Origin of the sequence: Pseudomonas sp. FDAARGOS_761 (assembly GCF_013343155.1) — a bacterium.
GTDB lineage: Bacteria > Pseudomonadota > Gammaproteobacteria > Pseudomonadales > Pseudomonadaceae > Pseudomonas > Pseudomonas aeruginosa.
The window spans coordinates 1431489-1446125 of record NZ_CP054572.1 but is presented as its reverse complement, the minus strand read 5'-3'; the positions used below and the strand labels follow the sequence as shown (position 1 = coordinate 1446125).

At 69.0% G+C, this 14637-nt stretch carries 13 protein-coding genes; 10 read left to right on the top strand and 3 right to left on the bottom strand.

Annotated elements, in window-relative coordinates; translation table 11 throughout:
• Positions 1-29: 29 nt before the first annotated feature.
• The 9 genes from FOC67_RS06890 (at position 30) to FOC67_RS06850 (ending at position 9547) form a co-directional block, all read left to right on the top strand.
• On the top strand, positions 30-827 hold the full coding sequence (locus tag FOC67_RS06890) for an AraC family transcriptional regulator (RefSeq protein ID WP_003110834.1): 798 nt from the start codon (positions 30-32) through the stop codon (positions 825-827).
• Positions 828-1084: 257 nt separating this feature from the next.
• Positions 1085-1906 (top strand): transporter substrate-binding domain-containing protein, encoded by an 822-nt coding sequence (locus FOC67_RS06885; protein WP_003082561.1) that lies wholly within the window; start codon positions 1085-1087, stop codon positions 1904-1906.
• A 58-nt stretch (positions 1907-1964) separates the two neighbouring features.
• Entirely contained in the window at positions 1965-3707 is a 1743-nt protein-coding gene (locus tag FOC67_RS06880; protein ID WP_009314890.1) for an aconitase family protein, read from the top strand.
• Positions 3707-4372, top strand: coding sequence for an amino acid ABC transporter permease (locus FOC67_RS06875; protein WP_003082559.1), 666 nt, complete (start codon positions 3707-3709; stop codon positions 4370-4372). Before FOC67_RS06880 ends, FOC67_RS06875 begins: the two co-directional genes overlap by 1 nt.
• A 10-nt stretch (positions 4373-4382) precedes the next feature.
• The gene (locus FOC67_RS06870; RefSeq protein ID WP_009314891.1) at positions 4383-5027 is read left to right on the top strand and encodes an amino acid ABC transporter permease; all 645 of its coding nucleotides are present in this window, start codon (positions 4383-4385) and stop codon (positions 5025-5027) included.
• On the top strand, positions 5024-5746 hold the full coding sequence (locus FOC67_RS06865) for an amino acid ABC transporter ATP-binding protein (RefSeq protein WP_009314892.1): 723 nt from the start codon (positions 5024-5026) through the stop codon (positions 5744-5746). The genes FOC67_RS06870 and FOC67_RS06865 overlap by 4 nt, the downstream gene beginning before the upstream one ends.
• Before the next feature lie 25 nt (positions 5747-5771).
• Entirely contained in the window at positions 5772-6806 is a 1035-nt protein-coding gene (locus tag FOC67_RS06860) for a proline racemase family protein (protein ID WP_003082552.1), read from the top strand.
• 150 nt (positions 6807-6956) lie between these two features.
• Positions 6957-7874, top strand: a complete 918-nt coding sequence (locus FOC67_RS06855) for a dihydrodipicolinate synthase family protein (protein ID WP_003105052.1) — start codon at positions 6957-6959, stop codon at positions 7872-7874.
• A 92-nt stretch (positions 7875-7966) separates the two neighbouring features.
• Positions 7967-9547, top strand: a complete 1581-nt coding sequence (locus tag FOC67_RS06850; RefSeq protein ID WP_009314893.1) for an aldehyde dehydrogenase (NADP(+)) — start codon at positions 7967-7969, stop codon at positions 9545-9547.
• A 103-nt stretch (positions 9548-9650) separates the two neighbouring features.
• Here FOC67_RS06850 and lhpD read toward each other — a convergent pair whose 3' ends face one another.
• Positions 9651-10655 carry a bifunctional delta(1)-pyrroline-2-carboxylate/delta(1)-piperideine-2-carboxylate reductase gene (gene lhpD, locus FOC67_RS06845; protein ID WP_003082545.1) on the bottom strand — a complete coding sequence of 335 codons (1005 nt, stop codon included), beginning with the start codon at positions 10653-10655 and terminating at the stop codon, positions 9651-9653.
• Between the two features lie 239 nt (positions 10656-10894).
• Between lhpD and FOC67_RS06840 the strand changes: the two genes are divergently transcribed.
• Positions 10895-12520, top strand: coding sequence for a methyl-accepting chemotaxis protein (locus FOC67_RS06840; protein ID WP_009314894.1), 1626 nt, complete (start codon positions 10895-10897; stop codon positions 12518-12520).
• 12 nt (positions 12521-12532) lie between these two features.
• Here the strand turns inward: FOC67_RS06840 and aprI are convergent, their stop codons facing one another.
• Both aprI and aprA read right to left on the bottom strand, forming a co-directional pair.
• The gene (aprI, locus tag FOC67_RS06835) at positions 12533-12928 is read right to left on the bottom strand and encodes an alkaline proteinase inhibitor AprI (protein ID WP_003082543.1); all 396 of its coding nucleotides are present in this window, start codon (positions 12926-12928) and stop codon (positions 12533-12535) included.
• Between the two features lie 246 nt (positions 12929-13174).
• On the bottom strand, positions 13175-14614 hold the full coding sequence (aprA, locus tag FOC67_RS06830; RefSeq protein WP_003086731.1) for a serralysin family metalloprotease AprA: 1440 nt from the start codon (positions 14612-14614) through the stop codon (positions 13175-13177).
• Positions 14615-14637: the final 23 nt, after the last annotated feature.

Sequence of the window (14637 nt, the reverse complement as noted above, 5' to 3'; positions counted from 1 at the left end):
GGCCCTGTTCCCGGCCGCCGGCGCCCCGTATGCTGGCGCGGTCCCCCAGCCAGGCCTTCGCCCCGATGCACGACCTGCTCGCCGCCCCGCCCCCCGCCGACCTCGCCAGCCTGCTGGCCAGCCTGCGCCAGGTCGAGGCGCTGCTCGACGCCATGCCCGGCGTGGTGTTCTTCGTCAAGGACGAGCGCGCCCGCTACGTCCTGGTCAACCGCACCCTGGCACGCCGCTGCGGCGTGAAGGACAAGGCCGAACTGCTCGGCCGCAGCGCCGACGAGGTCTTCCCTTCCAGCCTAGGTCCGCTCTATGCCGAGCAGGATCGGCGCGTGCTGCGCGGCGGCGCGACGCTGGAGAACCAGTTGGAGCTGCACCTCTATCCCGGTCGCCAGCCGGGCTGGTGCCTGACCCACAAGCAGGCGCTGCGCGATGCCGACGGGGCGATCATCGGCATGGCCGGCATCTCCCACGACCTGCCGGCGGCGCAGTCGGCGCACCCGGCCTACGGCCGGCTGGCGGCGGTGGACGCGCATATCCGCGAGCACTACGACCAGCCGCTCAGCCTCGCCGATCTCACCGCCATCGCCGGGCTCTCGGTGGCGCAACTGGAGCGTCACTGCAAGCGCATCTTCCAGCTCACCCCACGGCAGATGATCCACAAGGCGCGGCTCGGCGCCGCCTCGCAACTGCTCGCCGGCGACGCGCCGATCACCGAGATCGCCCTGCGCTGCGGCTACACCGACCACAGCGCCTTCAGCCGCCAGTTCAAGGCGCTCACCGGACTCTCGCCGAGCCAATACCGCGAGACCCATCGCCAGCCCCGAAAAGCGTAACGCCTCGCCCCGCCAGGGGGCGGCGGTAGCAATCCTGCTCCCTTTTGTAACACCGCCGGCCGCGTCCGAGCGGGGCGCAGTCCGGCGCGGCATGGCACAGCGACGCGCCAGCCAAAGCGGTCGCGCTCCAGCGAAAGATTTTTTATCGGCGTCGGACGAGGTTCTGGCACAGCCATTGCTCGCTTAAAATATCGTATACGAAATCACAAATACGAGATGTGCCGCCCTTCCGCTCAACCGCATCGCCAGAGGCCCCCATGAATACCAAGAAGACCCTTGCCCTAGCCCTCACCGCTGCCCTGGGCTGTTCCCTCGCCGGTCTCGCCCAGGCCGACAAGCTCGACGACATCATCGAGTCCGGCAAGCTGCGCTGCGCCGTCACCCTGGACTTTCCGCCGATGGGCTCGCGCGATGCGCAGAACAACCCGGTGGGCTTCGACGTCGATTACTGCAACGACCTGGCGAAGGCCCTGGACGTCAAGGCGGAGATCGTCGAGACGCCCTTTCCCGACCGCATCCCGGCACTGGTATCGGGTCGCGCCGACGTGATCGTCGCGTCCACCTCGGACACCCTGGAGCGGGCCAAGACCATCGGCATGAGCATCCCCTACTTCGCCTTCGTCAAGGTGGTACTGACCCGCGAGGACACCGGCATCGCCAGCTACGAGGACCTCAAGGGCCGCCCGGTCGGCGGCACCGCCGGCACCTTCGAGGCGCTGGCCCTGGAGAAGGACAGCAAGGCCTGGGGCGACGCCAAGGGCAGCTTCCGCGCCTACCAGTCCGAGGCCGACACCGCCCTGGCGATCAGCCAGGGGCATATCGACGCCACGGTCGTCTCTTCCACCGTCGCCGCCTCGTGGATCAAGTCGGGCAAGTACAAGGGCCTGAAGATCGCCGGTGACGCGCCCTATGACATCGACTACGTGGCCCTCGGCGCCAAGCGCAACGAATACGGCCTGCTCAACTACCTGAACCTGTTCATCAACCAGCAGGTGCGCACCGGCCGCTACGCCGAGCTGGCGCAGAAATGGGTCGGCGGCACGGCGCCGGAGCTGACCACCAGCGCGGTCTACCGCTGAAGCCGAGGGCGCGGTCCGCCGCCGGGCCGCGCCGTTTCCCCCCGTCCTGGATGCGCCGATGAAGCACGCACACCTCATCGTTCCCCGTACCCTGGTCGCCGGCAGCGCGTCCGGCGAACTGCTGTACGCACCGACCGGCCTGAGCTTCTGGGGCGGCGTCGACCCGCGCAGCGCGGAAGTGATCGACCGTCACCACCCGCTCAGCGGCCGCCATCTGCACGGCAGGCTGCTGGCGATTCCCGGTGGGCGCGGCTCCTGCACCGGCAGCAGCGTACTGCTGGAACTGATCCTCGGCGGACGTGCGCCGGCGGCGATCCTCCTGCGCGAACCGGACGAAATCCTCGCCCTCGGCGCGATCGTCGCCGAGGAACTGTTCGGCCGCTCGCTACCCATCGCCTGTCTCGGCGAGCGCTTCGACGAACTCGCCGCCTATCCCTGGGCGCGCCTGGCCGACGGTCGCCTGGAACTCCACCGCGATGCCCCGCCGCCGCTGGAGGCCCGGCCCGCCGAAGCGCTGGCGACCGATGCCGGCCCGCGACTGGACGCCTTCGACCAGGCCCTGCTCGCCGGCGAACACGGCGAAGCCGCGCGCCTGGCGATGCGCATCGTCCTGCGCATGGCGGCGTTGCAGGGCGCGCAACGGCTGGTCGAGATCCAGCGCGCGCACATCGACGCTTGCATCTACACCGGCCCGGCCGGCCTGCGCTTCGCCGAGACCCTGCGCGACCTCGGTGCCCGGGTGCGGGTACCGACCACCCTCAACGCCATCTCCGTGGACCAGCGCCGCTGGCGCGAACAGGGCGTACCCGCCGCCCTCGGCGAGCCAGCCGCGGCCCTGGCCCAGGCCTATCTCGACATGGGCGCGCAGCCCAGCTTCACCTGCGCGCCCTACCTGCTCGACGACAGCGCGCGTGCCGGCGAACAGATCGTCTGGGCCGAGTCCAACGCGGTGCTCTTCGCCAACAGCGTGCTCGGCGCACGCACCAACAAGTACGCCGACTTCATGGATATCTGCTGCGCCCTCACCGGTCGCGCGCCGCTGGCCGGCTGCCACCTCGACGAGCAGCGCCAGGCGCGGGTACTGATCGAAGTGGAAGACCTCGGCAGCGTCGACGATGCCTTCTACCCTACCCTCGGCTACCTCTGCGGCCTGCTCTGCGACGGACAGATCCCGGCGATCGACGGCCTGCGGCAGCGGCAGCCGGACCGCGACGCGCTCAAGGCCTTCGGCGCGGCGCTGGGCACCAGTTCCTCGGTGCCGATGTTCCACGTCATCGGCGTCACCCCGGAAGCCCCTGACCTGGCCAGCGCCTTCGGCGGCCGCGCGCCGCGGCGGACCCTGCGGGTCGGTCGCGAGCGCCTGCGCGACGCCTGGCGCGAGCTGGACAGCGCCGACGAGACGCGGATCGACCTGGTGGCGCTGGGCAACCCGCACTTCTCCGCCAGCGAATTCGCCCAGCTCGCCGCGCTCTGCCACGGCCGCCGCAGACACCCGGAGGTAGCGCTGGTGATCACCAGCAGCCGGCAGGTCGTCGCCCAGGCCGAAGCGGCCGGGCACCTGGCGACGCTGCGGGCGTTCGGCGCGCGGCTGGTCACCGACACCTGCTGGTGCATGCTCGACGAACCGCTGGTGCCGCCGGGCGCGCGCACCCTGATGACCAACTCCGCCAAGTATGCCCACTACGCCCCCGGACTGGTCGGCCGCCAGGTGCGCTTCGCCGGCCTCGCCGGCTGCGTCGAGGCCGCCGTCGGCGGACGGGCCCCCGCCGGGCTGCCCGCCTGGCTGAGCGAGGACTGCTGATGTTCGACTACACCTTCCACTGGCGCTCGGCGTTCAACGCCCTGCCGGAGATGCTCGCCGGCAGCCTGGTGACGCTCCAGGTCACCGCGCTGTCGATGCTCTTCGGCATCCTCATCGCCCTGCTCCTGGCCTTCGCCCGGCTCGGCGGCAACCGCCCGCTGCGCGCCGCCGCCGGGGCCTGGATCTCCATCGCGCGGAATACCCCGGCGCTGTTCCAGATCTACATCCTCTACTTCGGCCTGGGCTCCTTCGGCCTGCACGTCAGTTCCTGGTTCGCCCTGCTCGCCGGGGTCACCTTCAACAACGCCGGCTACCTCGCCGAGACCTTCCGCGGCGGCCTCCAGGCGGTGCCCGAGACCCAGTTGCGGGCGGCCCGCTCGCTGGGCATGAGCGCGCCGCAGGCCTATCGCCTGGTGGTGATCCCGCAGCTGCTGCGGGTGGTGTTCTACCCGCTGACCAACCAGTTGGTCTGGGCCATGCTGATGACCTCCCTCGGCGTGGTGGTGGGCCTGACCGACGACCTCACCGGCGTCACCCAGGCGCTCAACGTCAAGACCTTCCGCACCTTCGAATACTTCGCCCTGGCCGCCGTCCTCTACTTCGCCATGGCCAAGTTGCTGGTGCTGGCCGCCCGCCTGCTGGGCTGGCGCCTGTTCCGTTACTGAGGGGAATGCCGTGTTCACCACCAGCCTCACCGCCAACGACCTGCTGTTCCTCCTGCAAGGCGCCTGGACCACCCTCGCCATCACCGCCATGGCGATGCTGATCGGCACCCTGCTGGGCGTCGTCTTCGGCCTGCTCCGCGCCCTGCTGCCACGCGCCAGCCTGCCGCTGGCGGCGCTGCTCGACGTATTCCGCAGCGTGCCGCTGCTGATCCAGTTCGTCCTGCTCAATTCCTTCAAGAGCATCCTCGGCCTCGACTGGAGCGCCTTCGCCGTGGCCTGCCTGGTGCTCGGCGTGTACGCCGCCGCCTACTGCACCGAGGTGGTCCGCGGCGGCGTCCTCTCGGTACCGCCGAGCGTGCGCCGGGCCGCGCGTTCGCTGGGCCTGAGCTATCGCCAGGACCTGTTCCACATCGTCCTGCCGACGGCCGCCCGGGTGGCCTTCCCCGGTTGGGTCAACCTGACCCTGTCGGTGATGAAGGACACCTCGCTGGTGCTCTGGATCGGCATCGTCGAACTGCTGCGCGCCTCGCAGACCATCGTCACGCGCATCCAGGAACCGCTCTTCGTGCTCTGCATCGCGGGGCTCGTCTATTACCTCATGAGCTGGGTGGTCGCGCGACTCGGCGCCCGGCTGGAACGGAGATGGCAGCAATGATCGAGATCAGCGGCGTGCACAAGGCCTACGGCCAGTTCGAGGTGGTCAAGGGCGTCGACCTGAGGGTGGACAAGGGCGAGGTGCTGTCGATCATCGGCGGCTCCGGTTCCGGCAAGTCGACCCTGCTGATGTGCATCAACGGCCTGGAGCCGATCCAGCGCGGCAGCATCCGCGTCGACGGCATCGACGTGCATGCCCGCGGCACCGACCTCAACCGCCTGCGGCGGAAGATCGGCATCGTCTTCCAGCAGTGGAACGCCTTCCCCCACCTGACCGTGCTGGAAAACGTCATGCTCGCGCCGCGCAAGGTGCTCGGCAAGAGCCGCGCCGAAGCCGAGGCGATGGCGCTGAAGCAACTTACCCACGTCGGTCTCGGCGACAAGCTCAAGGTCTTCCCCCAGCGCCTTTCCGGCGGCCAGCAACAGCGCATGGCGATCGCCCGGGCGCTGGCGATGTCGCCGGACTACATGCTGTTCGACGAAGCCACCTCGGCGCTCGACCCGCAGTTGGTCGGCGAGGTGCTGGACACCATGCGCCTGCTCGCCGAAGAAGGCATGACCATGGTCCTGGTCACCCACGAGATCCGCTTCGCCCGCGACGTGTCCGACCGGGTGGCGTTCTTCCGCAATGGCCTGGTCCACGAGATCGGCACCCCCGACCAGGTGATCGGCGACCCGCAGCGGCCGGAGACGGTGGAATTCCTCCGCTCGGTGCTCTGAGCCCGCCCCCGCACAGGAGATAGCCATGCGTTCGCAGCGGATCGTCCACATCGTCAGTTGCCATGCCGAAGGCGAGGTCGGCGACGTGATCGTCGGCGGCGTCGCCGCGCCGCCCGGCGCCACCCTCTGGGAACAGTCGCGCTGGATCGCCAGAGACCAGGACCTGCGCAACTTCGTCCTCAACGAACCGCGCGGCGGAGTGTTCCGCCACGCCAATCTGCTGGTGCCGGCCAAGGACCCGCGCGCGCAGATGGGCTGGATCATCATGGAGCCGGCCGACACCCCGCCGATGTCCGGTTCCAATTCGCTGTGCGTGGCCACCGTGCTGCTCGACAGCGGCATCCTGCCGATGCGCGAACCGCTGACCCGGCTGCTGCTGGAAGCGCCGGGCGGGCTGATCGAGGCCCGCGCGGAATGCCGCGACGGCAAGGCCGAGCGGGTGGAAATCCGCAACGTGCCGTCGTTCGCCGACCGCCTCGACGCCTGGATCGAAGTCGAGGGCCTCGGCTCGCTACAGGTCGACACCGCCTACGGCGGCGACAGCTTCGTCATCGCCGACGCCCGGCGCCTGGGCTTCGCCCTGCGCGCCGACGAGGCCGCCGAGCTGGTCGCCACCGGCTTGAAGATCACCCACGCGGCCAACGAACAACTGGGCTTCCGCCACCCGACCAACCCGGACTGGGACCATCTGTCCTTCTGCCAGCTGGCCGCGCCGCCGGAGCGCCGCGACGGTGTCCTCGGCGCGAGCAACGCGGTGGTCATCCGCCCCGGCAAGATCGACCGCTCGCCCTGCGGCACCGGCTGCTCGGCGCGGATGGCGGTGCTCCAGGCGAAAGGCCAGCTGCGGGTCGGCGAACGCTTCGTCGGGCGCTCCATCATCGGTTCGGAATTCCACTGCCACATCGAGTCGCTGACCGAACTCGGCGGCCGTCCGGCGATCCTCCCGTGCCTGTCCGGGCGGGCCTGGATCACCGGCATCCACCAGTACCTGCTCGACCCGGACGATCCCTGGCCGCAAGGCTATCGGCTGTCCGACACCTGGCCCGGCGGCCACTGCTGACCACCCCGCCCGACCGCAGACAGCGGCCGGGCGGAAACCGATCCGGCGCGTACCGGATCGCCCACGACGGCGAACGCTGCCGTCGCCCTGTGACTCGGACCGCAGCGGTCCGACTGAATTCGTATACGAAATACGAAAAAAGGAGAAACCATGAGCAAGCACGTCAACTGGAGCGGCGTATTCCCCGCGGTCACCACCCAATTCAACGCCGATTTCTCGGTGAACCTGGAGGAAACCCACACGGTCATTTCCAACCTGGTGCGCGACGGCGTGTCCGGGCTGGTGGTATGCGGCAGCGTCGGCGAGAACACCTCGCTGACCATCGAGGAGAAGATGGCCGTCACCGAGGTCGCCAAGGATGCCTCCGGCGGCCGCGTGCCGGTGATCTGCGGGATCGCCGAGTTCACCAGCGCCGGCGCGGCGAAGGTGGCCAAGGCGGTGGAGCGGGTCGGCGTCGACGGCATCATGGTGATGCCGGCACTGGTCTATTCCTCCAAGCCGCACGAGACCGCCGAGCATTTCCGCAGCGTGGCCAGCGGCACCGACCTGCCGGTGATGGTCTACAACAACCCGCCGATCTACCGGAACGACGTCACCCCGGACATCCTGGTTTCCCTGGCCGACTGCGAGAACATCGTCTGCTTCAAGGACAGCTCCGGCGACACCCGCCGCTTCATCGACGTACGCAACCAGGTGGGCGAGCGCTTCATCCTCTTCGCCGGCCTCGACGACGTGGTCCTGGAAAGCGTGGCGGTGGGCGCCCAGGGCTGGATCTCGGGAATGTCCAACGTGTTCCCGAAGGAAGGCGAGACCATCTTCCGCCTGGCCAGGGCCGGGCGCTTCGCCGAGGCGATGCCGATCTACGAGTGGCTGATGCCGATCCTCCATCTCGACGCCCGTCCCGACCTGGTGCAGTGCATCAAGCTCTGCGAGCAACTCGCCGGTCGCGGCAGCGCCCTCACCCGTCCACCGCGCCTGGCCCTGCGCGGCGCCGATCGCGAGCACGTCGAGCGGATCATGGCCAAGGCCCTGGCCAGCCGGCCGGCGCTGCCGGACGTCGGCTTGTAGCCGGCGCCGCGCCCTCGCCGCCTCGCTCCCCAGGGAGCGGCCGGCGAGAGCCAGCGGCAGAGCATTCCGTCCACCGTCCCCAGGGAGGCCCCATGCCCAGTATCCTCGGTCACAACTACGTCGGCGGCGCTCGCAGCGCCGCCGGCAACCTCATCCTGCGCAGCCTCGACGCCGACAGCGGCGAAGCGCTGCCCTACGCCTTCGTCCAGGCCACCGAGGCGGAGGTCGACGCCGCCGCCCGCGCCGCCGAACGCGCCTATCCACACTACCGGCAACTGTCCGCCACGCGCCGCGCCGGATTCCTCGAGGCGATCGCCTCGCGCCTCGACGCCCTGGGCGACGACTTCGTCGCCCTGGTCCGTCGCGAGACCGCGCTGCCCGCCGTACGCATCCAGGGCGAACGGACACGTACCGCCAACCAGTTGCGGCTGTTCGCCGAAGTCCTGCGGCGTGGCGACTTCCACGGCGCGCGCATCGATCGAGGACAACCCGGGCGTACCCCGCCGCGCCCCGACCTGCGCCAGTGGCGAATCGGTCTCGGCCCGGTGGCGGTGTTCGGTGCCAGCAACTTCCCGCTGGCCTTTTCCACCGCCGGCGGCGACAGCGCCGCCGCCCTGGCCGCCGGCTGCCCGGTGGTGGTCAAGGCCCACGGCGGACACATGGCCACCGCCGAATGCGTGGCCGACGCGATCCTCCAGGCGGCGGCCGACAGCGGCATGCCGGACGGGGTATTCAACATGGTCTACGGCAGCGGCGTCGGCGAGGCGCTGGTGCGCCATCCGGCCATCCGCGCGGTCGGCTTCACCGGTTCGCTCAAGGGCGGGCGCGCACTTTGCGACCTGGCAGCGGCGCGGCCGCAGCCGATCCCGGTGTTCGCCGAGATGAGCAGCATCAATCCGCTGGTGGTGCTCCCCGAAGCCCTGCGCCGGCGCGGCCGCCAGGTGGCGGAGGAGCTGGCCGCCTCGGTGACGCTCGGCTGCGGCCAGTTCTGCACCAAGCCGGGCCTGGTGCTTGGCCTGCGCTCCCCCGGCTTCGACGCCTTCGTCGCGGCCCTGGGCGAGGCACTGGCCGCCAGGCCGGCACAGAGCATGCTCAACGCCGGCACCTTGCGCAGCTATGTCGAAGGACTGCAACGCCTGGAGCGCCATCCCGGCATCCGGCGCCTGGCCGGCGCGCCACAGGAAGGACGGCAGGCCCATCCGCAGTTGTTCAAGGCCGACGTGGGCCTGTTGCTGGAAGGCGACGAACTGCTCCAGGAAGAGGTGTTCGGCCCGGCCACCGTGGTCGTCGAGGCGGCCGACGAGGAACAGCTTGCCCGCGCGCTGGACAACCTGCACGGCCAGTTGACGGCGACCCTGATCGGCGAAGCGGACGATCTCGCGGCGTTCGCCGGGCTGGTCCCGCAGCTCGAACGCAAGGCCGGGCGCCTGCTATTCAACGGCTATCCGACCGGCGTCGAGGTGTGCGACGCCATGGTCCACGGCGGCCCCTACCCGGCCACCTCCGACGCTCGCGGCACCTCGGTGGGAACTCTGGCCATCGAACGCTTCCTGCGCCCGCTGTGCTACCAGGACTACCCCGACAGCCTGCTCCCGGACGCCCTGAAGAACGCCAACCCGCTGGGCCTGCTGCGCCTGGTCGATGGCCGGAGCACGCGCGAGGCCCTGGATTGAGCACGCCTGGAAGCCTGGATGGCGGATAACGCCGTTGGCGCTATCCGCCCTACGCAGTCGTCCTCGTTGCGCCACGCTGTCCGGTCGGCCCCTCGCCTTGCGCTCACTCCAGCAACGCCAGTAGCTCCCGGTGCAACGCCTCGGGAATCGTCACGCCGTCCCTGGCGCTGCGTTCGCGCGCTTCGAAGCGTCGCTGCGAGGGCAAGCGCGCGCCCTGTTCGACGATGCCTTCGAACAGCGTCTCGGCGCGCGCCAGGTGCTCCTCCGCCGAGGCGCCGAGCATGCGCCGCGGATCGATGGCGATCAGCAGTTCGCCACCGTAGGGAGAAGAACGGCTGCCCTCGTCGTAGGCCAGCGACTCGGCACTGGTCAGGTCGCCGATCAGCGGACCGGCGAGCAGTTCGACCATCGCCGCCAGGGCCGAGCCCTTGTGCCCGCCGAAAGTAAGCATGGCGCCTCGCAACGCGGCGCTGGCATCGGTGGTCGGCTCGCCCTGCTCGTCCACCCCCCAGCCCAGCGGGATCGGCTTGCCGGCGCGTTCGTGCAACTGGATCTCGCCACGCGCCACGGCGCTGGTGGCGAAGTCGAAGACGAACGGCGGGCCGTCCGGACGCGGCCAGCCAAAGGCGATCGGGTTGGTGCCGAAGATCGGCTTGCGTCCGCCCGCCGGCGCCACCCAGGCATGACTCGGCGTGGTCGCCAGGGCCACCAGGCCCGCCTCGGTGAGTGCCTCGACCTCAACCCATAGCGCGGAGAAATGCACACAGCGGTTCACCGCCATCGCCGCGATACCCTGGCTGCGGGCCTTCTCCAGCAGATGCGGCAGCCCCAGCCGGAATGCGCACTGGGAGAACCCGCCATGGGCGTCGACCCGCAGCAGGCCGGGAGCGATGTCGTGCAGTTCCGGCTCGGCGTCGGCGGATACCTTGCCGGCCTTCAGGGTGGCGATGCAGCCGAGCAACCGCCAGATACCGTGGGACGCGCATTCGTCACGCTCCCCCGCCACCAGGGTATCGGCCACCGCCTGTACATGGGCTTCGCTGAAAGCGTGCCGGCGCAGGATGCGCACGGCCAGCTCGCGGACCTCGTCCAGCGTCATTCGGATCACGGGCTTCTCCTTGTTCGACCAATCCCTAGGGTGGCCTGCCGCGACAGCCTTCTCTTGACCTCAATCGACCCGGAGCATGCCGAAAACGGCACAACCGGCTCGAGCACATCGAAAACTTACAGAAAATTCCTAGCAATCATGTAGGGCAATTCCAAATAGCCCCGCAGCCCCTCAAGAAACCCCTCCGCGCCCCGCTACAGGGCCAAGCACCTTCCCACAGCCCGGTCGGAGACCACCCCATGCTTCTTCGTCGTATCGCCATCACCCCACGCGCCGTCATCGGCTTCGCCATCCTCGCCTCGCTGCTGGTGGCGCTCGGCCTCTTCGCGCACAACCGCATGGGTTCGCTGAACCGCGCCGCCAAGGATATCGGCGAGGTCTGGCTGCCCAGCGTCGAAGCCTCGGCCCAGCTCAGCGGCCTGATGAGCGAACTGCGCCTCGGCGAGATGAACCACGTGCTGCTGCACGACGCCACGCGCATGCGCCAGCAGGAACAACGGATGGACGAGGTCATCGCTACCCTCGCCAGGGTGGAAAGGGAATACCGCCCCTTGCTGGTCCTGGACGAGGAGCGCGCGTTGCTCGACCAGTTCGTCCAGCGCCAGCAGGAATACCTCGAAGGACACGCCGCCCTGCTCGCGCTGTCCCGTGACAACCGTACCGACGAAGCCAGCGTGCTGATGGGCGGGGCCCAGTTGCAGCGCTACGAGCAGGTGCAGCGGACCCTGAAGCAACTCATCGCCCTCGACCGCGAGGCCGCCCGCGCCTCCACCGCCGAAGCCGCCGATGTCTACTCCCGGGCCTCCACCGCGATCCTCGCGGTGCTGCTGGTGGCCCTGGCGGCCAGCGTGACGATCGCCTGGCTGCTGACCCGCAGCATCGTCGTGCCGATCCGCCAGGCGGTGTCCTGCGCCGACCGCATCGCGGCCCGCGACCTGACTGGCGAGATCGCCAGCGACGGCGACGACGAGCCGGCGCAACTGATGAAGGCCATGCGCAGCATGCAGGCCAGCCTGCACGACACCATCGAGCAGATCGGCGATTCCGCCGCGCTGCTGGCCGCCGCTGCCGAGCAACTGAACGCGGTGACCGAGGAAGGCAACCGGTCGCTGGCCCGGCAGAACGATGAGATCGAGATGGCCGCCACCGCGGTCAACGAAATGAGCGCGGCGGTCGAGGAGGTCGCGCGCAACGCCAGCTCCACCGCCGAGGCCTCCAGTCTCTCGGAACGGGCCGCCGGCAACGGCCGCGCACGGGTCGGACAGACCGTCCGCTCGATCCGCCAGTTGAACACCGAGATCGGCCAGACTGCGCGCCTGGTGGAGGGCCTGGCCAGCCAGGCGCAGGACATCGGCAAGGTGCTCGACGTGATCCGCGCCATCGCCGAGCAGACCAACCTCCTCGCCCTCAATGCCGCCATCGAGGCCGCCCGCGCCGGCGAGCAGGGCCGCGGATTCGCGGTGGTCGCCGACGAAGTGCGCGCCCTCGCCCACCGCACCCAGCAATCGACCCATGAGATCGAAGGCATGATCGCCAGCGTCCGCGAGGGCACCGACACCGCGGTGTCCGCGATGCGCGAGAACGACCAGCGCGCCCGGCAGATGCTCGACGAGGCCGAGGCCGCCGACCACGCTCTGGGCGAGATCGCCGAGCACGCCACGCGGATCAACGAGCGCACCCTGGTGATCGCCAGCGCTGCCGAGGAGCAGGCCCACGTCGCCCGCGAGGTCGATCGCAACCTGGTGAACATCCGCGACGTTGCCGTGCAGACCACCCAGGGCGCCGAGCAGACCCGCGGCGCCAGCCACGAGCTGTCGCGCCTGGCCAACGACCTCAAGGGCATGATCGGTCGCTTCGTGGTCTGACCCGCAGGCGAGCTAGGGCGTCGCGCGGCGCAGCACCAACTGCCCGCCGTCGCCCTTCTGCACCCGGTAGTCGCCCTCGCCCTGGCGACCGAGGAGCATCAGGGTCAGGCCGCCGCGTTCGAGCAGCGCGATCCCGGCCGGGGTAGGCCTCCAGGCGCGCGGCTCGCTGGGCAGCCAGCGCGTGAGGCAGGCGGTATCGCCGCCCAGGTCGTAGCCACTGGCTTCCGCCACTTCGCTGTCGCGCAGCTCCAGATGGCAGATCGCGGGCGCCTCGTCCTGCTGCAGGGTCCATTGCCCGGCGAGATCGGAAGCGCTGAGAAGAATCAGACTGCTGGCCATACTGATACCTGTGCTGAAAAAACCGCAGAGCAAGCAAACCATCCTGGAGAGCTTCGCGCTTGCCGACATCGAGAGATCTCCTTCAAGCCTGGAACATCGGATAACACGGCGAACGCCGCCCGCCATCCTCGCTTCGAACGCCAGCGCGCGCCAGGCGCCGCGGGCCTCCGTTCGTCCGCCGGGTCGCCGGCCCACGGGCGCACCACAGTTCACAACTTCGCTCCTGTGGAAGACACCTATCAATTCGAACAGTGCCCGGCCGGCCGAAGGGCCGCGGTTCGTACCGCCGCACCGAACCGCGCCCGTGTCAGCGCGTCAGACGACGATGTCGGCCTGGGTCGCCTGGCCGATCAGATTGATCGCGAAATCGGCATGGGCATCCCCGCTGAAGTCGATCGCCAGGCTGCCGGCCTTGCTCGCCGCGTCGTAGGACAGGATCGCCTGGCCGGCCTGGCCGGCGAAGGCGTCGACGTATTGCAGCACCAGCCCGCCGTTGACGAAGGCGTCCAGCCCGGACAGGTCGATCTTGTCCTGGCCGCTGACGAAGTCGCGCAGGGTATCCGGCGCCGCCGCGGAGGACTCGGCGATATCGCCGTAGACGAAGGTGTCGGCTCCCGCGCCACCCCACAGCTGGTCCGCGCCGAGGCCGCCGTAGAGGATGTCGTTGCCGGCGCCGCCCTTGAGCACGTTGGCCACGTCGTTGCCGATCAACAGGTCGCTACCCGAGCCGCCGATGGCGTTTTCCACGGTGACCCCGGCAGCGATCGACACATTGCCCTTCAACCCGCCGACATCGGACAGCGCCTTCTCGTTGAGGTTGATCTTCTGGTTCTGGCTGAAGCCGGAGAAGTCCAGGGTGTCGTTGCCGCCGGCGTCCCACACCGAGAACACCAGCTTGGAACTGGACGAGGTGGCGCTGTAGAAGTCGCGCTCGGTGTTGGAGTTGAAGCCGTACACCGTGTCGCCGGTGCGAGTGGTCAGGTTGGCCCCGTAGAGCTTCTGGATCGCCGCGATGTCGTCCAGCAGCGGTGCCGAGGAATAGGCGCCCTTGAAGTCCTGGCCGGTGTTCTGCTCTTCCCAGTAGCTCATCACCGAATAGGCGCGGGTGTCCTCGGCGTAGGTAGCGTCGGCGTAGGTGGGATCGCCCTCGCCGGCGTTGTAGTCGCCGGGGTGGCTCAGGCCCAGGGTATGGCCGATCTCGTGGGTCAGGGTCTGGCGTCCGTAGTTGCCGTTGGCCGGATTGACGTTGGCGCTGTAGCTGCTGTTGATCAGGTACCAGGATTGCCCCTTGAGCGCATCCGGTACATCCGGCAGGAAGGCGAACGCCGCACCGCCGACACTACTGCTGAAGTTGCCGAAGGTCAGGTCGCCCTGATCGCCCTGGCCGGCGTCGACGAAGTGGATATTGGTGACGTCTGCCCAGGATTGCAGCGACAACTTGGCCTGGGCCTGCTGCTGCGCGGAGAAGGCGCTGAACTTGCCCAGCGAGTAGATATCGCTGACATACTTCCACGGCGTATTGAAGAAGTCGTTCGGCTTGGTCAGGAACGAATAGGACAGGGTCAGCACCGAGTCGCCCGGTGCTTTCTGCCAAGACGCCTGTTCGCGGAGGATCTGCTCCGCCGCCTGGTCGACGGTATAGGACGGATGGCCATTGACCAATTCGTCCCCGCCCCGCGCATAGGCATGCAGGAAGTTGTCTACCTGGGTATACGCATCGCTACGACCTTTCAATGCAAGAGAATTGCTGGACATTGTCATATCCCTTTAAGTTGTAA